The sequence below is a fragment of the Psychromonas ingrahamii 37 genome (assembly GCF_000015285.1).
GTDB lineage: Bacteria > Pseudomonadota > Gammaproteobacteria > Enterobacterales > Psychromonadaceae > Psychromonas > Psychromonas ingrahamii.
In genome coordinates this window covers 1,669,236-1,692,124 of record NC_008709.1, presented here as the reverse complement: position 1 = coordinate 1,692,124, position 22,889 = coordinate 1,669,236, and the positions used below count along the sequence as shown (strand labels likewise).

20 protein-coding genes are annotated in these 22,889 nt (G+C 40.7%); 9 read left to right on the top strand and 11 right to left on the bottom strand.

All coding sequences use genetic code 11. The features are described from left to right. Positions 1-488 precede the first annotated feature (488 nt). From PING_RS07245 to PING_RS19815, 11 genes are all read right to left on the bottom strand, one after another. Positions 489-1,217, bottom strand: coding sequence for a hypothetical protein (locus PING_RS07245; RefSeq protein ID WP_011769752.1), 729 nt, complete (start codon positions 1,215-1,217; stop codon positions 489-491). 89 nt (positions 1,218-1,306) lie between these two features. Continuing rightward, positions 1,307-4,435 carry an efflux RND transporter permease subunit gene (locus PING_RS07240; protein ID WP_011769751.1) on the bottom strand — a complete coding sequence of 1,043 codons (3,129 nt, stop codon included), beginning with the start codon at positions 4,433-4,435 and terminating at the stop codon, positions 1,307-1,309. After that, positions 4,432-5,898, bottom strand: coding sequence for an efflux RND transporter periplasmic adaptor subunit (locus PING_RS07235; protein ID WP_011769750.1), 1,467 nt, complete (start codon positions 5,896-5,898; stop codon positions 4,432-4,434). The genes PING_RS07240 and PING_RS07235 overlap by 4 nt, the downstream gene beginning before the upstream one ends. A 12-nt stretch (positions 5,899-5,910) precedes the next feature. Next, positions 5,911-7,224 carry a TolC family protein gene (locus tag PING_RS07230; RefSeq protein ID WP_011769749.1) on the bottom strand — a complete coding sequence of 438 codons (1,314 nt, stop codon included), beginning with the start codon at positions 7,222-7,224 and terminating at the stop codon, positions 5,911-5,913. Between the two features lie 184 nt (positions 7,225-7,408). Further along, positions 7,409-7,609, bottom strand: coding sequence for a hypothetical protein (locus tag PING_RS07225; RefSeq protein WP_198134748.1), 201 nt, complete (start codon positions 7,607-7,609; stop codon positions 7,409-7,411). A gap of 427 nt (positions 7,610-8,036) precedes the next feature. Further along, a complete protein-coding gene (locus tag PING_RS07220) occupies positions 8,037-8,609 on the bottom strand; it encodes a DUF2179 domain-containing protein (RefSeq protein ID WP_041766124.1) in 573 nt (190 codons plus the stop codon). Between the two features lie 15 nt (positions 8,610-8,624). Further along, positions 8,625-9,587 carry a calcium/sodium antiporter gene (locus PING_RS07215; RefSeq protein WP_011769747.1) on the bottom strand — a complete coding sequence of 321 codons (963 nt, stop codon included), beginning with the start codon at positions 9,585-9,587 and terminating at the stop codon, positions 8,625-8,627. A gap of 120 nt (positions 9,588-9,707) precedes the next feature. Then, positions 9,708-10,124 carry a phosphate-starvation-inducible PsiE family protein gene (locus tag PING_RS07210; protein ID WP_011769746.1) on the bottom strand — a complete coding sequence of 139 codons (417 nt, stop codon included), beginning with the start codon at positions 10,122-10,124 and terminating at the stop codon, positions 9,708-9,710. Positions 10,125-11,063: 939 nt separating this feature from the next. After that, positions 11,064-11,267 carry a site-specific integrase gene (locus PING_RS21300; RefSeq protein WP_232279409.1) on the bottom strand — a complete coding sequence of 68 codons (204 nt, stop codon included), beginning with the start codon at positions 11,265-11,267 and terminating at the stop codon, positions 11,064-11,066. A gap of 1,066 nt (positions 11,268-12,333) precedes the next feature. Beyond that, positions 12,334-12,954 carry a class I SAM-dependent methyltransferase gene (locus PING_RS07200; protein WP_011769745.1) on the bottom strand — a complete coding sequence of 207 codons (621 nt, stop codon included), beginning with the start codon at positions 12,952-12,954 and terminating at the stop codon, positions 12,334-12,336. Positions 12,955-13,153: 199 nt separating this feature from the next. After that, positions 13,154-14,186, bottom strand: a protein-coding gene (locus PING_RS19815) for an IS630 family transposase (RefSeq protein WP_232279378.1) whose coding sequence is annotated in 2 segments (ribosomal slippage) — positions 13,154-13,724 and positions 13,723-14,186 — 1,035 coding nt in all. Because the reading frame shifts where the segments join, the coding sequence is not laid out codon by codon here. Positions 14,187-14,614: 428 nt separating this feature from the next. On the opposite strand from PING_RS19815, the gene PING_RS07185 reads away from it, so the two are divergent. The 9 genes from PING_RS07185 to PING_RS07145 all read left to right on the top strand — a co-directional run bounded on the left by PING_RS07185 (position 14,615) and on the right by PING_RS07145 (position 22,793). Beyond that, positions 14,615-17,410 (top strand): monovalent cation/H+ antiporter subunit A, encoded by a 2,796-nt coding sequence (locus PING_RS07185; protein ID WP_011769744.1) that lies wholly within the window; start codon positions 14,615-14,617, stop codon positions 17,408-17,410. Further along, positions 17,410-17,763: a Na+/H+ antiporter subunit C gene (locus PING_RS07180; RefSeq protein ID WP_011769743.1), complete on the top strand. Its 354-nt coding sequence runs from the start codon at positions 17,410-17,412 to the stop codon at positions 17,761-17,763. The genes PING_RS07185 and PING_RS07180 overlap by 1 nt, the downstream gene beginning before the upstream one ends. After that, on the top strand, positions 17,763-19,274 hold the full coding sequence (locus tag PING_RS07175) for a monovalent cation/H+ antiporter subunit D (protein WP_011769742.1): 1,512 nt from the start codon (positions 17,763-17,765) through the stop codon (positions 19,272-19,274). The genes PING_RS07180 and PING_RS07175 overlap by 1 nt, the downstream gene beginning before the upstream one ends. Further along, the gene (locus PING_RS07170; RefSeq protein ID WP_011769741.1) at positions 19,274-19,516 is read left to right on the top strand and encodes a Na+/H+ antiporter subunit E; all 243 of its coding nucleotides are present in this window, start codon (positions 19,274-19,276) and stop codon (positions 19,514-19,516) included. The genes PING_RS07175 and PING_RS07170 overlap by 1 nt, the downstream gene beginning before the upstream one ends. Continuing rightward, positions 19,516-20,016, top strand: coding sequence for a Na+/H+ antiporter subunit E (locus tag PING_RS07165; protein WP_011769740.1), 501 nt, complete (start codon positions 19,516-19,518; stop codon positions 20,014-20,016). Before PING_RS07170 ends, PING_RS07165 begins: the two co-directional genes overlap by 1 nt. Beyond that, positions 20,010-20,279, top strand: a complete 270-nt coding sequence (locus tag PING_RS07160; RefSeq protein ID WP_011769739.1) for a K+/H+ antiporter subunit F — start codon at positions 20,010-20,012, stop codon at positions 20,277-20,279. The genes PING_RS07165 and PING_RS07160 overlap by 7 nt, the downstream gene beginning before the upstream one ends. 9 nt (positions 20,280-20,288) lie before the next feature. Beyond that, on the top strand, positions 20,289-20,654 hold the full coding sequence (locus PING_RS07155; protein WP_011769738.1) for a Na+/H+ antiporter subunit G: 366 nt from the start codon (positions 20,289-20,291) through the stop codon (positions 20,652-20,654). A 791-nt stretch (positions 20,655-21,445) separates the two neighbouring features. Continuing rightward, the gene (locus PING_RS07150; RefSeq protein ID WP_011769737.1) at positions 21,446-21,832 is read left to right on the top strand and encodes a BlaI/MecI/CopY family transcriptional regulator; all 387 of its coding nucleotides are present in this window, start codon (positions 21,446-21,448) and stop codon (positions 21,830-21,832) included. 178 nt (positions 21,833-22,010) lie between these two features. Further along, complete coding sequence (locus tag PING_RS07145) at positions 22,011-22,793, top strand: M56 family metallopeptidase (protein WP_011769736.1); 783 nt, start codon at positions 22,011-22,013, stop codon at positions 22,791-22,793. Positions 22,794-22,889 lie beyond the last annotated feature (96 nt).

Genomic DNA, 22,889 nt, shown 5'->3' with positions numbered 1-22,889 from the left:
AATAAATAGAAAACCATCAGATTTGGTATTTAAATTTTTAGAAAGGAATATAAAGTCATAGAAAGCTATTTAGGCAAGGCGGTATCCTGCAAATTGAATTATTGGCAGGTGTTAACTTGTTATGTTGAGTATAGCGAACAGAGGCCATTGAGAACAATTCTGGTATTAGCCCTTTTGCGACGGGTAAAAAACTGGATGTTCGCACAATCGATAAAAGGATCAAAAACTAGAGAAATAGTTTACAACGTTGTAATGACCTGTCGAACGCATGATATTAATCCTTATTTTTATTTCCTGAAGCTGTTTGAAGCGCTACCGAGCCGAGAAAAAGGTGCTGAGCTAAGTAATTTATTACCACGACATGTTCAGTTCAAACTTTAATAGAGCTGAGTACACTGCTTAATTGTTCGCTTACGAAGCAAACAGCAGCTAGCCATCAACTGCTAAGTAGATACCTTGCTGGATTAATTACAATCTCAAGCGAATAATTATTGATTCTTTTTAAGCTGCGCTTTAACTTTACCCAAAATCAACTTGATTTCAGTTTTATCCTGCGCTTTCTCTAACTGCTTAAACAGATCATTAAGCCCGGCAATACCTTGCATATAAAGCATATGCTGATGTTGTGCAGAACTCATGCCTTCCATAGTCGACATATCATGGGAGGCACCATCCATTTTCATATCGCCATCAGCCATATTAGAATGATCCATCTCCATATCGCCATCAGCTATATTAGAATGATCCATCTTCATATCGCCATCAGCCATATTAGAATGATCCATCTCCATATCGCCATCAGCCATATTAGAATGATCCATCTTCATATCGCCATCAGCCATATTAGAATGATCCATCTTCATATCGCCATCGGTCATATTAGAATGATCCATGGCCATATCATCCTGATCCATATTGGCATGCTCCATTTCAGACATCCCCATTTGCTCATGATCCATACTAGCTGCTGATTGATTAGCTGACATTGCACTTAAGGTTAAGAGCTTATTAAGATGCTGCTGCATTTTCTGCGCATCATCACTTCTAACTCCTTTTACATAACCGCGCAGTTCACTTTTAATAAACTGCATAGTGTCCCCCATATGCACCACTTTAACATCATTGTACTTTTGATCAGCCAATGCGCTTGAAAGAGGCATTGCTAAAAAGATTGAAACACCCAGTGCTAATGCTATTTTACTTTTTTTAATGTTCATATTTGTTTTCCTTTTAAATCATTTTGTTGTGTTAACGATTGATAAAATGAATCACCCTTTACCATAAAAGATGATTCAACATATTGCTGTTATTTCATATTAAATTGCTTACGCAGACTGATTTTTTTCCATTGGAAATACACCGCAGGTAAAATAAGCAGGGTCAAAATAATGGCACTGATCATACCGCCAATCATAGGTGTCGCTATCCGCTTCATGACTTCTGATCCCGTACCCTCACCATACATAATAGGGACTAAGCCCATCACCACAACGGCCACTGTCATCATCACAGGTCGCACACGTAACCCGGCACCTTCCATTACTGCTTCTTTTAAATCATTGACATTAAAATGCTCAAGACATTGAAGTTTTTTAGCTTCTAATGATTGGTTTAAATACAAAAGCATAATCACGCCAATTTCTATCGACACCCCTGCCAGTGCGATAAATCCCACCCCGACTGCAACTGAAAAATTAAACCCAAGAAAGAACATCAACCAAATCCCCCCCATTAGTGCAAAGGGCAGTGTGGATAAAATCAGCAAGACTTCTCCGACTCGGCGGAAGGCCATATACAGCAGAATAACGATAATAATCAGCGTCACCGGAATGACTTTTGCCAAACGCGCATTGGCTTTTTCCATATATTCATATTGTCCGGACCAAACCAGTGAATATCCTCCCGGTAAGATTACTTGCTCATTCACAATCCGCTGTGCATCTTCAACATAGGATCCTAAGTCGCGATTTTCGATATCCACAAAAATCCAGCCATTAAGACGCGCATTTTCTGTTTTAATCATAGGCGCACCCGCTTCTATATAAACATTAGCCACATCGCTTAAGCTGATATTCATTTTACTCGGGGTCACAATCGGCAGGCGTTTTAGTGCACTGACCGAATCGCGATAATCATTCGGATAACGCAAGTTAACCGGATAACGCTCTAACCCTTCAATGGTTTCGGTGATATTTTTACCACCAATAGCCACGGCAACTAGCTGCTGTATTTCAGCAATGTTAAGCCCATAACGTCCAGCCTTTTGACGGTCGATATCCACTTTTACATAACGACCTCCGGTTACCCGCTCTGCGTACACCGATGCAGTGCCTTCGACATCTTTTAGAATAGTCTCAATCTGCTTGCCAATTTTTTCAATTTCACCTAAATCCGCACCGGCTATTTTGATCCCAATCGGTGTTTTAATGCCCGTGGCTAACATATCGATACGCGTTTTAATCGGCATTACCCAAGCGTTGGTTAAACCGGGGAACTGAATCAGGCTATCCAGCTCATCTATGATCATTTTTTTTGTCAACCCCACGCGCCATTGATCTTTCGGTATAAATTGGATGGTCGTTTCAATCATGGTTAAGGGCGCTGGATCGGTCGCGGTTTCCGCACGTCCTATTTTCCCCCACACGGTTTTCACTTCTGGCACAGTTTTAATCAGCTTGTTGGTTTGCTGTAATAACTCGCGCGCTTTACCGATAGAAATACCGGGATAAGTGGTCGGCATATACATGAGATCGCCTTCATCAAGCGGTGGAATAAACTCGCTGCCAATTTTACTCACCGGATAGAATCCAACTAATAACACCAGAAATGCAAAACTGATTGCTAATAACGGAAAGCGTAAACTAAAGGCCAACACAGGTTTATATAAAGCCACCAGAAAACGGTTTAAGGGATTTTTGTGTTCAGGTAATACTTTACCACGAATGAAATAGCCCATTAATACCGGAATTAAAGTGATTGCTAAACCCGCAGAAGCCGCCATCGCATAGGTTTTGGTGAATGCCAATGGCGAGAACATCTTGCCCGACTGTCCCTCTAAGGCAAAAACGGGTAAGAAACTAAAAGTAATAATCAGCAATGAGAAAAACAGCGCCGGGCCAACCTCAAGTGTCGCTTTGCTGATAACCTGCCAGCGATTTTCATCGGTCAGCTCGGTTTTTTCCATGTGTTTATGCACGTTTTCGATCATTACAATGGCGCCATCCACCATTGCGCCAATGGCAATTGCTATTCCCCCTAATGACATGATATTGGCGTTAATGCCCTGCCACGACATAATAATAAAGGCGACAAAGATCCCCACGGGTAGGCTTAACAGCACCACTAATGATGAACGAAAGTGAAACAGGAAAGCAGCACATACCAGGATCACCACAATAAACTCTTCGAGTAATTTATAGTAAAGGTTCTGTACTGCACTATTAATTAATTCAGAACGATCATAGGTGGGAATAATTTCCACCCCTTCTGGCAAACTTTTTTGCAGCGTTTTAAGTTTGTCTTTAACCGCCGCAATGACGCCTTGTGCATTCTCACCAAAGCGCATCACGATCACGCCACTGACTACTTCACCTTCACCGTTCAGTTCGGTAATACCGCGGCGCATTTGCGGACCTAAATTGATGGTCGCCACATCACCTAATAAAAGAGGTGTACCTTGTGCATTTACTTGTAATGGAATAGCTTTAAGATCAGCAATGGATGAAATATAACCGGAAGTGCGCACCATATACTCAGCTTCCCCCATCTCAATCACACTGGCGCCACTTTCCTGGTTGGCTTGCTGAATGGCATTAGTGATTTTGTTAAGCGGCAGGTTATAAGCACGTAATTTATTAGGATCAACACGTACTTGATACTGCTTGACCATACCACCGACGGTCGCCACTTCCGAGACACCAGGGACAGTCTGTAGCTCAAACTTTAAAAACCAATTCTGTAAACTAGTGAGTTCACTTAAATCATATTTTCCGCTTTTATCAACTAACGCATAACTAAAGACCCAGCCCACGCCGGTGGCGTCAGGCCCTAATGCCGAGCGTGCCGCCTCCGGCAAATCAGGCGCAACTTGCGACAAATATTCCAAAACACGTGAGCGCGCCCAATACATGTCGGTATTATCATCAAAGATGATATAGACGTAAGAGTCACCAAAAAATGAATAACCACGCACGGTTTTTGCGCCCGGCACCGATAACATAGCAGTAGTTAAGGGGTAAGTGACCTGATCTTCAACCACCTGCGGCGCTTGTCCGGGATAGCTGGTTTTAATAATAACCTGCACATCACTAAGATCCGGAATGGCGTCAATCGGTGTTTTCTGAACAGAGAACACCCCGTAAGCGACAATCGCTGCGGTTATCAATAAAACCAGAATACGGTTTTTAATTGACCAATTTATAATTTTACCAATCATAATGTCACCTTCCGAGCAACGGGTCCTGAAGTGTTGTTTCCTGATAAACCAAAATCAGACTGCTCACCTAAATCAAGCCAATCGAGATCTTCATCTTCACCGATTGAATCGGACTCAGGCTGACTTTGTTTGTTTTTATCAAGCTCTAACATTCGCCCAAAATCTGCACTGATGCTGGACTCTGAATCTAATAGAAATTGCGCCGAGGTGACTATTTCCTGCCCTTCACTTAAACCCGACAAAACTTCCACCGATTTTTTGTTTTCCAGCCCTAAATTAACCAGCACAGACTTAAAATTACCCTCACCTAAGGCTAATACGACGCGATTCATGTTACCGGCATAAATTACCGCTTCCCGAGGAATTTGCAGTGTTCTTTGCTTCATTTGCGGGATCAGTGTGACACTGGCAAACATATTAGGTTTTAATAATGCAGTGGGATTATCAAATTGCAGACGAACCCTCAGGGTACGATTACTGGCGTTCATTTCAGGGTAGATAAAATCAACCTGCCCTTCCCATTTCTGTCCCGGAAAATAATCTAAGGTCATAGATGCTAAATCGCCGAGCTTAACTAATGATACTTGTGCGGCAAACACTTCAACGTCCACCCAAACCGTATCTAAATTAACCGCAGTGATCACCACAGTAGAAGGCGAAATAAACGCCCCTTCATTTAATTTAAGCTCCGAAATAGTGCCTTTTTGCGGTGCGAAGACGGTGATATTTTGTAATACTTTTTTATTTCTGATTATATTTTCAATTTGATCCTGATTTACCCCTAATGCCTGTAAACGCGCTTTTGACGAAGTAATTAAATTGCTACGATTTAAATTAATCGCATTAAATAATGATTCCTGTGCTTTCACTAACTCTGGGGAATAAAGATCAAACAGCGCTTGCCCTTTTTCAACTTCAACGCCCACGGATTTAACATAAAGTTTTTCAATCCATCCCGAGACTCGGCTATTGATTTGCCACAGCGCATTCTCATTGGCCTGTACTGTTCCTAATGTGTTGATGGAGATATTTAACGGTGCATTAACCACCTTTCCTGTACGTACGCCAAGATTATTTTCAACCGCCGGTGAGATTTTAACTAAGCCCGCTTCAGACTCGCCTCCTGCTTCCTCAAAGACAGGGACTAAGTCCATGCCCATCGGGGACTTACCCGGTTTATCACGCTGATAATTCGCATCCATCGGGGCAACCCAATATAAAATTTTAGGCTCAGCTTTTTCAGCTTCAGCACTTTTTTCTGCATAAACAGGCACTAAATCCATGCCCATCGGGGATTTACCCGGTTTATCACGCTGATAATTTGCATCCATTGGGGCAACCCAATATAAAACTTCCGGCTCTGCTGTTTTTTGTGTTGCACTAAACAAACTATTGATTTGCTGATTCTTGGTAGCGACGATCCCCAAAAATAAACCAACAATTAAAACTAAAAAGTAACGCATAATATTTTCCTATTAAAGTGCCTGGAAATAACGGATGTTAGACAGGCTTTTAAGGCCATCGAAATACAGTTGTTGATATTCTAAGGTCAGGTTCTGCTCGTGGATATAGGCATCAATAACATCTTTGAAAGGGCGCGTATTAGATTGATAACTTTGCTCTAACAGTCTGGTATGCAGTTTAGCCTGTTTCAGAAGACTATCCTGGTAACGAATTTGACGCGCTTGAAGTTGCTGATAATTACTGATTTCAGCATTTAATAAGGCATTAAGCTGGCGCAATAACAAACGATGTTCAGCTTGCTTTTGCCCTTTGTTATATTGCGCAGAGATAAGTTTTTGATCTTGGCGTTTATCGGTAAATAACGGAATATCCATAGACACAAAAGCGCTCAATAGATCCGATCTTGGTTTGCCCATATCAGTCTCACTTAAGCGATGTCCGTAACCCACTTCCAGTTTAAAAGCGGGTTTGTAATTCTGCTCAGCAAGTTCGATACCGTTATCCGCCAGTGTTATACTCTGCACTAACATTTGGGCTTTGGGGTGATTGCTAAGCAATTCATAATGCTCGGTATTATTGGCATTAACGGCCTTTACATAGGACAGGGTTTCTGGCCATTGCGGTATTGCACTCGGCAGTGTCTGATAGGCATATTCGCCGATATGCTCACTTAACAAACTGCGATAATTAAGTGATTGTTGATTTAACGCAGCAATTTTTTCATCAAATTTACTGATCTCAATTTCTGCTAAAATTAAATCTTCGTGCTCAGTAAGTCCTAAAGAAAATTTCGCCTGCAAATCTTGGTAAAAACCTGAAAAGAGTTTTTTATTTTCTTTTACTATTCGTAATGATTTATCAATAAACAGAATTTTAAGCCACAGCTCACGCACGCTTTTTTTAACAGTTAACTTGCGATCTAACCCTAAAGAAACCGTCATATCAGCGCGTTGATTAAAGCCTTCCTGAGTCAATTCACGTTGCGAACCACGGCTAAATTGTTGTGATAAGCCAACCGTGATTTGGGTCATAGGATCTTTATCTAATTGAAAACTATCCGTCGGCACGTTAGCCATGCCAAGCTTAATCATAGGGTCGGCCAGCGTCGATCCGGCAATGCCCTGTGCAATCAATGCAGCTTGTTGGGATTGATAAATTTGCTGTGCGGGGTCGGATTTAATCGCCATCAGCGAGGCATCATGAAGACTAATGCCCTGTGCAAAAAGATTAAAACTAAACAAAAACGTTAAACTAAACAGGCTGTTAAATAGTCTATTAACAGCAAAATGGTTTTTTAATAAAACATATGAGGTGATTTTCATCATCACTTTCCTTTATTACGAACTCCTTTTTATTGCCAACTCATCTCTTTTTTCAAAAAAAGAACAATAAGAAGCTTTAAATACAGGAGTTCGGTAAAAATAAATCAATCTGTTTTTTGATAAAGAGGCGAATTAACGCACTAAAAATCAAAACCTTGATTCAGCTAAAAACTGAACAAAAAAACAGTTAACCTATAAAGGGGGGACGATATAAGGACTCAGGAAGGTAATAAGGGGCGCCAGAAATGCGCGTTTGGTAAGGAAGTTGTAACTCTGGTTGATTAACCAGGTGATCATCTCCAATAAAATGAAGCTCCGAGGTTACACAATAGCTTTGGCAATCCATGCTATAAGGCATTCCATCAGTACCACAATCTATTTGACTCATCTCCATTTTTGGTTCGTTTAGACCCGAAGACATTGTGCAATTCATCATCGAAACCATTTCACTTTCTAATAGAGGTGCAAACGCCGTGACTTTCTGGGTGAAAGTTATCAGTGCTGTGAGCATCAATATTAATGTGACAAATCGCTTCATATTCAAATTCAGAGGTGAAAAAATAAGAAAGCATTAAGCCATTATCAAAAGGAAAAATCAATCATTAATTAGCTTTTTATTATATGGAAAAATCTACTATTGTAGTGATGATTGTCGCACACGATAAAAGTGACAAAAGACATTTTCTCACTAAATTATAGCAATACCACTAACTGGACAAACATAATGAACAACAGGACGGGATGAAGCAAATTCATAATCAAGTGTAAACATCACTTTCTGTATCACTAGTATTCATTTTAAAGCCTTTCTGTTATCAACGCTTTCCCAGAAGCATTAATGTACTATGCAATAGACTACGCCGAGGAAAAATATCTGGCCCCTCATAAACGCTTTTCACATCCGATACGGAATAAACGGCAGTCGGATCAAGATCTTTAATTAACTGGATGAGCGAAGGAACATTACGCCTTTTTTCAATAACAAGCAGAAGTTCAACAGGATAAGCTTCCCCCATATCACCATCGAATGAAACCACCTTAAATCCCTCCTCACGTAATTTTCCTGCTAGGACATCGCGATTGAATGATATACAACGTATCAGTTCATTACCAATTGCAAAACGATTTTCAATCGAAATGCCAGCATAGTTACCGACGGAAAAACCACTGGCATAAGCTAATGCAAGATACCACTGATCAAGGTTTGTCAAAACCTGGGCTGATGCAACTAACCAAATAATAATTTCAAAAAAACCAATAAAGGAGGCCAGAAATTTGTGGCCACGAAAAATAACAATTGTTCTAAATGTCCCAAGAGAAACGTCAGCTACTCTGGCAAAAAAGACTAACGGCACCAATAAATACGGATATTCAACTAATGTGTTGATAATGACGACTCCTTGTTAACCACTGAACACCGTAAAACTTAGCCAGATATAGATACAGTACCCGCCAAGTAGTATTCCGCCTTCTAGCCGGCTCAGGCGGCTTCCCGTGTACAAAAATAAAAACAAGAGTAAAGACGTTCCAAGCATAACCCATTGATCGAACTGCAAGATTCTTGCATGAACAGGAAGTGGTTGAAGAAATGATGACACTCCCAGAATTCCAAGTAAGTTGAATATATTACTTCCGAGTATATTTCCAACCGCTACATCAGCGTGCCGCCGAATAGCTGCTATCACCGATATAGACAATTCAGGAAGTGACGTACCTATTGCAACCAATGTCAGGCCGATGACGGCCTCTGGCACATTAAAGTGCTCTGCAATACCAATGGCCCCAATCAGCAGAACTTGTGATCCTCCAATTAACAGCAACAAACCAAGCACCACGGCGATTATAGTCCATAATACTGACTTAGGAGTGGCAGAAAGTTCTTCTGCTTCAGCTTGGTATAGCTCACCCGACGGTGCGGCGTGAAAGCGTTCGCTCCAATATGCCCACACTAAGTACGAGACCATTGCAACAAGGAAGATAGTGGCATCAGCACGCCCAAGGGCACTCCCCCCAACCAGAATCAGAAACAATATGCTTGCAGCCACTACAGTGGCAGCGTCTCGCCTTAGTACCAATGGCTTTACAGCCAGCGGCGTGATCACCGCGCAAATGCCCAGAATCAATAAAATATTACCGATATTGCTGCCAACAACGTTGCCAATAGCGATGTCCGGTTGCCCCTCTATAGCAGCATTAACGGAGACCACTAACTCTGGCGCTGAAGTGCCGAATCCGACGATAACTAGACCGCTTAGCAAAGGTGACACACCCAAGCGTTTTGCGGCAGCCAGCGAGCCACGAATCAATATTTCACCGCCACAGGTAAGTGAGGCTATACCCGCTAAAAGAAATAAAATATTCAACATAATTCAGATATTCCCACAGAGTTATTAACTCTTTTAAAAGGCGGATCACCATTGAAGCCTAGACCAAGCTGTGTGACGAAAATAAAGCGCTGAGTAGTTTCTATACTAACGATCCCCATGTTAGTTGCCAATGCTCTCGTGTTGGGATCGCCGCACAAGAAAGTACCCAATGCTCAATGCGAGGATGATTGAGGATATTCCCCAAAGCGTTTCCGGGGCAGTCTTACTGTAGTCCAGAATAATCACTTTTCTGGACACCGCGATGATAGCAACCAGAAAGACGACTTCTGCATGTACCCGATGTTTCTCAATATAAATCTTTATGCTCTCGAGGAGTTCTAGTCCGATTAAGACCATTAGAAAAAAGCCAAAAACCTCAATAGCTTCAGCTACATCAAGGGCAAGATATGGGGGTTTCATTAGTTGAGTATAAAGTACTGTTGTCAGCTCAATTGCTGTTGCTGCTACCGTGAGCATCATTAGTAGTAGTAAAAAAAGAACAAGGTACTTCTCAAATATTTTCAGTATTTTTTCCATTTTTTTTCTCCCATTACTATTTCCGTTGTATTGCTTTTTTAGCTTTACTCTTCATGAGGGACAACCCCTTTTTCATATCAATCTTTCAAATATAAAATTAACGGAAGGTGATCTCCCCATTAAATCCACTTTTTTTTAAACACTAAAATATCATTAATTCATTACATAATTACATCTTCAGCAACAATTTAGTATAAGCCTGATTTGATATAGGTGTTAGGGTGATACCTGTACTATTACTATCTTTAAAATGAAATTAACCTAATGATTTATAAAGAAAACTAAAGTCATAGCAAATATAACCTGCACTGTTAGGTCTATCGGCTGGATTAACGATTAATATGACGCCATACCACTGTTATAAATACAGGCATTAAAATGTAGTTGTGGAGTGGATTATTTGTGCTGGTTTTTGAGCTCTGAAGGAATGAGCTAGACGCTTCTGAGTGTTGGCAAAGACAATTGATAGTAGCAATATGTGATCGTTGAACATAAAAGGTAAATTCAGACCCTATCGCTAATTCCCAGAAGCGAGCATAATAGTGAGCACAGATTTTTAGCTGTGTAAGTCGATGGGGGCATTAACGCCTCCATCGTTCCATTTCGTAATTGAGCACGTTATTAATCGACTCTCAGTTCGATACCCCTCTACTATACTTTCACTGACTTTTTACTATCCTTATTATGATTAGGCAAGCAAAGGAGATTATTATGAGCAAAGGTAGTGGAAGCAGTGGCAGAGGTCCATCTAGTCATCCTGGACCCGGGAGGAATTGGCCAAGTACAACTCCAAATCCATCTGGTGGAGATCGAGGAAATGCAACACCAAAGGGCAAATAAGTAATATCTAAGTGACATAGAAAATTAGTCTAGAGTTTGATCAAATTGAGGCGAAAGTGATGTATGCAACAATCTTTCGCATAACTAAATCATTAATAATTACGTTTCTGTTGCTTCTGAAATAGTTAATGCGTCTTCGATTTCAACTCCCAAGTATTCAATCCTGCTTTCCAATTTTAAATGACCCAGTAATAATTGTATTACCCAAAGGTTTTTTGTCTTTGCATAGATTAATGATGCTTTCGTTCTCCTAAGCGAATGAGTGTTGTATTGGGTTAAATCTAATCCTAATTTTTTACCCATTGCTTAACTATTCCTGAATAATAGTGATAACTTATATGATTACCTTCCTTTCGGGGGCTCGGGAATAAATAATCCGAGGGGTTAAGTTCTGGTTATGTATCCAGAGAGTTAGACATTGTTGAGTTTTAGGTGTTATTTCAAATTGGACTTCACGATGAGTTTTCTTTTTTTCAATTATGGCCCGGGATTGAATTAATAAACTAGAAGATATATCACGTACTTTGAGTTGAATTAAATTACTAGAGCGTAGCTTACTATCGATTGCCAAATTAAACATGGCCAACCCGTTCGCCTTTATTCCAAGCTTTCATAACATACTCCTATTACTGAGTTACTGTAATAAGCTTTAAGCGTAGCTGTCCAGTAAAGCAAGTCATAAGGAGCAAGTTATTAGTGCAAATTTTTTAAGAATAATTAGAAACAATCCTAAGCCAACCAAAAAACGGTTAGGCTTGTGAAAACATGAAATATCCATAATATTCCCTCGGGCGGATTCGAAGAGGTAAGGCAAAGTAAACTCCATAAAAAACCCAAAAACCACAAGAAAAATTGCAATTAAAAATACGCTCAGTATGGAGGTCCGATTATTGTAAAGCACTTTTATTTATTATCCCAATGATGATAGCTATTTGCATTAACCCTATACCACCCAAAAAACCCCACAGAGATAAAGATACAAAAAATTGTGTGTTTTTATCTCTTCCGGTGGTGGTCGAGAGATGGAAGTGCGAAATATGCCTTACAATGAACACTAAATATAAAAAGAGCTACTGGCGACAATGGCGGAAACCGCGCACTAAAGTGGGAAGTTTAATCAAACTTGGGGTAAGCGAACGTCTTGCTATTGCCTGTGGCATAACCATCAAAGGACTATGCCGTAGTTCTAAAAAAAGGGATCAATATTGCGCTCAGTAATTAATTTTTAGAAAAGCAAGGCTTGGTATCATTAAGGCAGGTGTGGATCAATATTCAATATTCATAAAGGAAGATGAACCGCCCTGTGCGGATTCGCATGCAGGGTGGTGTGGAGGCTAGATACCTCCGGCTACTGGATTAGCCCAAAACACTATGATGCGACCTTGCGGCAAAAGCAGTAAACGAACTCCTGCTCGTTGCCACCCGGAGTGTGATGAGACTCTTTTTCGTGACCAAGAAGCTCGAAAGGCTCACCAAACTCTGAGTGAAGATCGTTTGCACTGTACCGCATGACAGGAAGACCACTACATTCAGTAGGCCCATCTTCCGCAAATGTGGCGACTATGACGAGGCCTCCTGGCTTTACGGTTTGCAGCACCTTTTGCACGTAGGCATGACGTTCATCTTCGGTAGTTAGGAAATGGAAAACCGCTCTATCGTGCCAGACATCATAAGCATGCGTCGGAAGCTCCACGGTTAATATATCGGCTTCCAACCATTGAACGTCATCAGCATGCGCTTTAATTCTAGCGTTAGCAGTAACCATTGCTGCCCCGGATAGATCAAGTACAGTTACATTCTGATAACCATTGACGAGGAGATCGTCAACAAGAGTCGACGCCCCACCACCTACATCAATAATTGAAGCCGATGTTGGTGTATTTGCATCGCGGATGAGTTTCAACGAAAGGTGTGCATGCTCCTGAAACCAACTGACTTCAGTTTCACCTTTAGATGTGTATACCTTTTCCCAATGTTCCTTCGATTCCATAGGTACTCCGAAAATTTAGTATGTAGGGCTAACAGTGTATTAGTCTGCATTCTCACTAATACACATTTAAAATTTTATTTATTGATAAGAATTATATAATAACAGATTTATAAAATAGTTAGATATACCCAATGCATGATTGTAAATTAATATTTTATGTTGGGAAATGACGTATTTGCATTTATACCAATCCGCTTATTTAACTGATCAATGACATCCAATCCCTCGTACACATTTTTATCACTCTTTTGCTGTCACTTACAAAATCATTCCAAGCATCACAGACAGTTTCAACTATTGAATCATAACCACTGAAACATCTGTTTGCTAAGTGATGTTGTCGAAGCCAACTCCATACCTGTTCAATCGGATTTAGTTCGGGTGAATAGGGTGGCAGCTTTATGATTGTTAAATTCTTGAAGTCAGCGTCAATATCATCGCTATGCCAACCAGCACCATCCATGATGATAACGGCATGTCTATCAATTGGGGTTCTATCTGATATTTGTTGAAGATGCGTCATCATAATGTCTTTGTTTACATAAGGTACGACTAGTGCTTCTGAAGCGCCATTGGTAATACAGACAGATCCAAATAAATAGGCGTATTCGAATTGCTGTTGTTTTACTGCTCTTGGACGGCTACCTTTTTCAGCCCATAATTTGGTTGTTGTATTTTGCTGGCCAAATCGTGCTTCATCTTGTAGCCATATATCCACACGATCTAATGCAATATGACCAGGGATCTTAAAGATCGTTTTGAATTGGAATTTTTTTAAAATCCTCTTGCGCTTCAATTGATTGCTTAGGGTGCTTAGAACGGGATGTTATCCAAGAAAAACCTAACTTATGCAGTAACTTATAAACACTTGATAAATGGTAATGCACTGCAAAATTTTCTTCTATATAAAGTTGTATGTCTGAGCCATTTAATCGTCCACCAAGCTCACTTTTAGATGACTCAGTTACATAATGAATGAGTTGCTTATGTTGCTCGTTCGATAATCGAAAAGGCCTGCCAGTTGTTTTTTTATCGATTAAGCCATCCATTCCAAATTGGTGATACTGAGAGATCCATTTATTTATACTGGTTCGGCTGACCTTTAAAAATTTAGCGATAGCAGTGCGTGAATTACCTTCTTGGAAGTGTGCAAGTGCTAAAAAACGGAGCCTCATTCGAACGCTTTGATGCGTTTTAGCTAATGCAGTAAAGTCATGTTTTTTTGTAGTCATCAATAGCGTTTCATTATTTAATAATTGGAATACTATTAGATCACATAATTAGTAGAATTGGTATTATAGAGATTTCTATAAATGCAAACCATAAAAAATCAACTGATTATTGTAAACAAGTTAATACATTAAGAATGTGAAACTTGTGCATCAAGTGTTCATATAATGTGCAATAAAAGTGGCAAAACCCCTCATGTGAATTATATCTGTATATAAAACAGCTTTATTGTGAAGTGAGTAAATATACGAAGTTCCCCCTTTTATTGAATCAATATGTACTGAATTAAAAACACGGCACTATTATAGTATGAATATGAATCAATTAGTAACTTAAATAGACTAGACGGAACAAAGTATTGATTTTTATTCAATTAATTATTATTGTTGTTCAGAAATACCAACTAATAAGCTAATGGAGTTTTGCTGAAATGTATTATTTTTGGGTACCCTTTTTACCCATGTTAGGGATTATTGTCCCCTTATTAACCAATAAACTCAGTCGCAGCGCTTGTACGCTGGCTACCGCGATGCTCCCGGCTTTAGCCCTTTGCTTCATTTTGCTCGACTTGCCTGCGGTATTTGCCGGACAGTCTTTTAGCCAGAGCATTGAGTGGATCCCACAGTTAGGTTTGGCGCTATCGTTTCGCTTAGATGGCTTGTCTGCATTATTCAGCCTACTCATTTTAGGCATTGGTTTGCTGGTGATTTTATATGCTCGCTACTACTTGTCTGAAAAAGACAATATGGGGATTTTTTACTGCTACTTAATCATGTTTATGACGGCAATGCTCGGCATTGTCATGTCAAACAATATGCTACAACTATGGTTTTACTGGGAATTAACCAGTATTAGCTCATTCTTGTTGATTGGTTTTTGGTCACACAATAGTGATGCGCGTAAAGGGGCCAGAATGGCGCTTACCATCACAGGTGGTGGTGGTTTAGCTTTATTGGCTGGGATAATATTGTTAGGCCAAGTCGTAGGTAGTTACGACTTGGACGTTGTGTTAAATAGCGGTGAGTTAGTAAAACAACACCCTTATTACTTAGCAATTTTAAGTCTATTTTTAATTGGCGCATTTACCAAATCAGCCCAATTCCCATTCCACTTTTGGTTACCCCACGCAATGGCTGCACCTACGCCAGTCAGTGCCTATTTGCACTCGGCGACCATGGTAAAGGCGGGCATTTTCTTACTGGCTCGTTTTTACCCGGTATTAGCGGATACTGAAGTGTGGTTTGTGGTGGTCTCACTAACCGGTTTATTCACCATGTTATTAGGTGCTTATACCGCATTATTTAAACATGATTTAAAAGGTCTGTTAGCCTATTCGACTATTAGTCACCTTGGTTTGATTGTATTGTTACTCGGTTTAAATACCGAATTGGCTGCTATTGCCGCGATATTTCACGTCATGAATCATGCCATTTTTAAAGCGTCATTATTTATGGCTGCCGGAATTATTGACCATGAATCAGGTTCGCGAGATATGCGCCAACTCAATGGTTTGTGGAAATACATGCCTATCACCGCCACGTTAGCGATGGTGGCATCGGCATCGATGGCCGGCGTGCCTTTGCTCAATGGCTTTTTATCTAAAGAAATGTTCTTTGCAGAAACGTTAGATCAAAGCATTTTAGGCGCCATGTCTTGGTTAATTCCTGTATTATCTACGATTGCTGCTGCCTTTGCCGTCGCTTACTCACTGCGTTTTATTCATGATGTATTCTTTAACGGTGAACCAAAGGGGTTAACCAAAACGCCACACGAGCCACCACGGTATATGCGCGTTCCCGTTGAAGTATTAGTAGCGATTTGTTTGTTGGTAGGCATGTTCCCTAATTACACCATTGGTCCGTTGCTACAAAGTGCGTCATTAGCGGTGCTCAATCATCCTCTACCTGAGTATAATCTGGCCCTTTGGCATGGATTTAACATCCCATTAATGATGAGTGGCATGGCGATTGTTGGTGGTTTAGCCATTTATCTAAACCTTAAACATTTATTCAAATTTTCAGGGATGTTCCCGGATATTGACGCGAAAATTGAATTTGAAGGTTTTATTCAGGCCAGCGTGAAGTGGGCGCAAAAAATAACGGGAAAATTGGAGAATGGATCTTTACAACGCTATGCTTTTTGCCTGTGTTTCTTCGCCTTATTGCTGATAGCACCTCCCTTGTTCGACTTAGATACCACTAGAGGAAGCCTACCTGGCACCCCAATAAATGGGGCAGTGATTGTCGCTGCCATTTTATTAATGGCAGGCTCGCTTGCAACCGTGATTTGGAGCCATTACCGTCTGATTGCTTTATTAATGTTGTCGTTAGTCGGTTTAGTTGTATCGATAACCTTTGCTTACTTCTCGGCACCCGACTTGGCCCTTACCCAGCTCTCGGTAGAAATTGTAACGGTGATTTTGTTATTGCTAGCGCTATATTTCTTCCCTCAATATACCCCCACCAGTAAAAGTCGCCCTAGTCACTTTGTTCGCGACTTAGCGATAGCCTCTTTAATAGGCTGTATTATCGGTAGTATTTGTTTTGCCTTAATAACCAATCCTTTGGATAGTATTTCTGAGTTCTTTTTAGCAAATGCTAAAACAGGCGGTGGCGGTACTAACGTGGTTAACGTTATTTTGGTCGATTTCCGTGGCTTTGATACCTTTGGTGAAATTACGGTACTTGGCATTGCAGCATTAGGTATTTACAAGCTAATTGCTGGCATGCGTTTATCAATGCGTACTAAAGATCAGGATGGCCGCCTATGGGCTAAAGATAAACATCCAGTATTACTATCGGTCGTATCGCAAAGCTTGTTGCCGCTGTTTTTGCTCATTTCTGCTTACATCTTTATACGTGGGCATAACTTACCTGGCGGTGGTTTTATTGCTGGTTTGATTACATCAATTGCCTTAATTCAACAATACCTTGCACACGGTGTTGATTGGATGACTAAACGTGTGAGTGTTAGCTACCGCTATATGATCGCCATTGGATTAGTGACCGCCGGATTAACCGGCTTAGGCAGCTGGATTTTTGGCCGACCGTTTTTAACCTCTTGGTTTGAATATGTGTCACTACCATGGATAGGTAAATTTGAACTCACCAGTGCATTGGTATTTGACCTCGGTGTTTACTTCACCGTTATCGGCGCAACCCTGCTTATATTAGCCAGCCTAGGCCAGCTAACCACTAAAGAACGAATCACAGAAGGAGAAAGGTAATGGAACTAGTCTACGCCGTGTGTGTCGGCTTCATGAGTGCCTGTGGCATTTTTTTAATGTTACGTGGCCATACATTTACCTTGGTGATTGGCCTTACTTTATTGTCTTACGCTGTTAACCTGTTTCTATTTGCCAGTGGTGGATTAACCATAGGTGCACCAGCGGTACTTAACGGCAGTGAAAATTACGCTGATCCATTACCGCAAGCCTTGGTGCTTACTGCTATTGTTATTGGCTTTGCGATGACTGCCTTTGCAGTGATTTTGGCAATGCGTGGACGCTCGGACTTGGGTAATGACCACGTAGATGGTACAGAACCTTTTGACCGCTTAGCTGTGGAGGAAAAATCCTAATGAGTTTGTTTGACCATTTAGTTATTTTTCCGGTTTTAATACCCTTTTTCGTCGCTGTTGCTCTGCTTTTTCCAAGCTTAAATAACTCGTTAGCCAAGCAACGGGTATTGACCATTGCTGCCAATATTTTAATGGTCGTTGTTGCGTTTGTGTTGCTATTAAAAGTTAAAGACCAGGGGATTCAAGTCTATGCGCTTGGTGATTGGTCCGCGCCTTTTGGCATTGTATTAATGGCCGATGCCTTCTCGGTGTTAATGGTCTGCTTAAGTGCCATTTTAGGCTTAGCGGTAACTATGTATGCCAGTGCCGGGGAAGATAAAAATGGCGCCTTTTTTCACCCACTCATTATGTTCCAATTGATGGGAATTAACGGTGCCTTTTTAACTGGCGATGCATTTAACCTATTTGTGTTTTTCGAAGTATTGCTGATTGCCTCATACTCATTAATGATGCACGGAGGTGGCAAACAGCGAATACAGGCAAACATCCATTATGTATTTCTTAACTTAATTGGCTCGGCGCTGTTTTTGTTTGCGTTAGGTACCTTATATGGCACCTTAGGTACACTTAACTTTGCAGACATGGCTGATAAAATTCCGCTACTATCGCGCAATGAGTTACTGATCACCAAATCAGGGGCATTATTGCTATTGGCTGTTTTTGGTTTGAAAGCCGCAATGCTTCCCCTGCATTTCTGGCTACCAAAAGCTTACGCGAGTACTAGTGCTCCAGTGGCAGCGCTATTCGCAATTATGACCAAAGTAGGTGTTTATAGTATTTGGCGGGTGCATGGTGTTATTTTTGGCGACCAAGCAGGTGAGCTGGCGAACATCGCCTTACCGTGGTTATGGCCTATTGCTTTATTAACCATTGCTATTGGCGCTATTTCGGTATTGGCTAGCCAAAGTTTGCGGGTGCTTTGTAGTAACTTAGTTATTGTATCAGTAGGCACTCTGCTGGTGACCATTAGCTTGAATACGGTACAGGCGAGTACAGCTGGTATTTATTACTTACTGCATAGTACCGTAGCTTGTGCCGCTATGTTCTTGCTAGCGGGATTAATTCAGCAGCAACGCGGTAAAGCGGAAGATCGATTTGTAACCGCCAGGTCAATGCCACAGGCAAGCATTTTGGGCTTTATCTTTGCCTTGTTGGCGATAGGTTTAATTGGTATGCCTCCACTGTCAGGCTTTGTAGGTAAAGCCTTAATTTTACAATCAGTGACCAAAGCAAGCCAGGCAATTTGGATTTGGCCTCTAATATTAGGCGCTGGGCTGATTACTTTAATCGCCTTATCACGGGCTGGTACCTCATTGTTTTGGAGAACCACTGGCGAAAACACCAGCGCGCTAAAAGGTCATCCTATGCAGTATTTAGCCATTGGCTTATTGGTGGCAATACTCCCTTTGATGGTGATTTTTGGAGGAGCAGTCAGCAATTATGCGCAATTGGCAGCAGAGCAACTTAATGCAGGTTTAAGCCTGCAACAACTTAATGAGGTAGCTAAATAATGGATAAAGTGCGTAAGTTTATTTGGTTCCCTACTCCTTACTACAGCATATTGCTATGGTTAGTGTGGCAAATTTTACATGATTTTAGTCGTGGTCATATGGTGTTAGGGGCGGTGTTTGCCATTGTTATCCCTTGGATTGTCGCACCGCTCAGTGAGAAAGAACCGGTAGCAAAAAAGCCTCTTAAAGTATTGACGTATGTCTTTCGTTTACTTTTTGACATTAATGAGGTAGCTAAATAATGGATAAAGTGCGTAAGTTTATTTGGTTCCCTACTCCTTACTACAGCATATTGCTATGGTTAGTGTGGCAAATTTTACATGATTTTAGTCGTGGTCATATGGTGTTAGGGGCGGTGTTTGCCATTGTTATCCCTTGGATTGTCGCACCGCTCAGTGAGAAAGAACCGGTAGCAAAAAAGCCTCTTAAAGTATTGACGTATGTCTTTCGTTTACTCTTTGACATTGTGGTCTCTAATTACGACGTAGCGAAACGCGTACTGCAAAGCAATAGTAGTTTAAAGCCGGCTTTTATTGCGGTGCCTTTAGCCATTAATGAGCCTTTACCACTCACCATCTTTACTAGCAGCGTCTCATTAACACCTGGCACAGTGAGCGTAGAATTGTCGGATAACAGGCAATGGCTGTATGTACACGTTCTGCACCTTGAGGACGAGCAGCAGTTAATTAACCTTATCAAAGATCGTTATGAAGCACCTTTAAAGGAGATTTTCGGATGTTAAGTTACGCTATACTGATTTCTTGCGGCTTAATTGGTTGTGCTTTAGCCTTAAATGCTTGGCGCTTGATCATTGGCCCCACTACCCCTGACAGAATTATCGCCGTTGATACCATGTACATTAACAGTATTGCACTGATCATATTGTTAGGGCTTTACCAAGGCTCGCCCAGTTACTACGAAGGTGCATTACTGATTGCACTGCTTGGCTTTGTAAGTACTTCGGCCTTTTGTAAGTACTTATTACGCGGCGATATTATAGAATAAGGAAGAGTGATGAGTGTATTTTTAGAAATAGTGGTGAGTATTTTATTGGTATTGGGTAGCATTGTTACGCTAATTGGCTCTATTGGCTTAGCCAAATTCCCTGATTACTTTACTCGCTTGCACGCGCCAACTAAAGCCAGCACCGTAGGGGTTGGCTGTATCCTGATCGCTTCGATGATATTTTTCAGCGTTGAACTTGGCCATGTGAACTTGAAAGAAGCATTGATAAGCATATTTTTGTTGATCACAGCTCCCGTAGCCGCACATATGCTAGCTAAAGCAGGCTTACACTATAAAGTAAACATGAAGGAGAACACCCAAAATCAACATTTGGCTAAAAAGGCTTACTTACACAAAAGTCCTGATGATGAGTAGACGTTAGTATTGAGAACTTCTTGCAGCAGATAACCACAAACAAGCTTTTCACAATGGGCTTCTCATTCAATTTATAGTTTGTATTGGGCTAAGATTTTTTATCTTAACAAAAGAGAATTGGGTAGTTCACATCGAGCGGCTGTTTGCGCCCTTGTATTTAAATGGAGCAGAATAATTTATAGGTGTTGGCCGGATCACAAGCCATATAATGAAGTACGTTATTTAAAGGCATTAAAAGATTGTGGTTCACCATTATTAGACTGAGGAAAAGCTTAAACTAATCCTCAGGGCGTGAAGCGAGTTAGAAACTTATAAAATTTGAATCAGTATCACTTACCCACTACAAAAAATAAATGGGTTCATTTAGCTATTTGAGCTTGAGAAAATACCAAATGGGAAAAACATTTTCATCCTCAAAAAACAGTCGTTAAAAAATTATAACCTGCTATTTTTAAGCTTATATAGGTGACTGCCTCTTGGTTTTAAGTGGTTTGTTTAAATCTGATAATGACACCGTTATTTATGCAAGAAAAAGTCCCTACTTAGAATAATAAGTATTTTGTACATCCCTCTTCTCTCTTTTTACATGATTTTTTATAAAAAAATGTAACCTTTCAAAATAACTGGTTGGCGAGTTTTTTATGAAAGTTCGTCATTAATGCTAGGGATAAACTAGCCAATCAAATTTACCTTAATAAAAGAGTATTGGTTACAGCTTAAGCTTAAGCTACTATCACTTTAATAAAACACGTATTATAGAAATAATGCTATACGCAAAAAAGGTGTTCTTAATGAAGCTAGGCGAATTGGAAAAGTTACTGTTAAATTATCTGTGGAGAGTAAAAATAGCCAATGCTAAACAAGCTCATCTTCACTTTGAAAAAATTCGCGGAGGGACACTTAACACTATTCAGTCAACTCTGGACAGGCTTTATAAGAAAGGACTGCTGTCTCGGAAAAAATGCAGCCATGCTTTTGCATACTCTCCTGCAATTGAGCGAAAAGAATTATTAGGTTCGCTGATAACTGATATTACGCAAGAGCTGGCAAAAAATGATTCTGAAGCAGTATTAGAAGCTTTTGTTGATATTTCATCCCAATTGGATCCACTGAGCTTGCAACGCCTTGAAGATCTGATTGCCAGTAGAAAAAACGAGATAATTAAAAAAGATGATTAATAGCGTGTTCAGCTTGAGCTTACATCTGCTCTACATCATTTCCCTTTTTACTCTGGTATTGAGCGCTGCTTGTTGGTTAGTCAGCCCTTTTTTTACTCAATGGCTTAAAAAATTCACTCTTGAGTCGAAGCTGATATTATTACGAATTTTCGGCATTTCACCACTCGCAGGGGCTGTGATGCTCTCCATAATAGTCACTGTGCCCGCTTTAAATCACGACTCCTTACTGCCCATAGATCATTGTCATGCTGCCAGCGCCTGTTTTGGTGCACCTACTTCTCATATGGTTACCTTGGTTGAATTATTGATAGCAGGGGCTATTGTCGGCCTTTTTTTATGGGCTTGTATATCAGCTTTGAGATACTTCCAGCGCGCTCAAAAACTATTTAAGCGCCTAGATCTGGTGTCAGAAGTGGGCCCTGAATCAAACGTTAAGATCATCGAGAGTCCCGTACCCTTGGCTTTTTCTCTTGGTATCTTTAAGCCTATCACGGTGCTCTCAACCGGACTCAAAAATCAGCTCTCGCCCCGGCAGGTGCGAATAGTGTCGATACATGAAGAAGTACATACGAAATATCGGGATGGCTTGTCTAAATTGCTAATGCAAGCAATATGTACCTTCCATTTTACTTCTGCCCAAAAATATATTCTGGAGCAACACGCTCTGGTATTAGAGATGAGGGCTGATCAACTTGCAGCCCAAATTATTCAATCTAACCTGGATGTTGCAGAGACTATTTTGACAGTAAAAAAATTGATGAGTCCCGAGGCTCAAACCGAGCCATTGTGCCAGTTTTTAGCTTCAGAGTTAGAGCAAAGAGTACATTATTTGTTAGCGCCTGTGCCTGAAAAATCCTTATGCCCAAAAACGATTAAACTGGCCGTACTGACTCTGATAATCACAGCGGTTTGTGCTTCTGTCCCCCTTCACAATGCCATTGAATTCTTCATTACTCTATAGCCACTCAAGCATGTTATGACTCCCTTCACAAAAACCTATCGACAATCGGTTTTTACTTCGGTACCCTTATTAAGTAATAAGGGCACTACACATGCC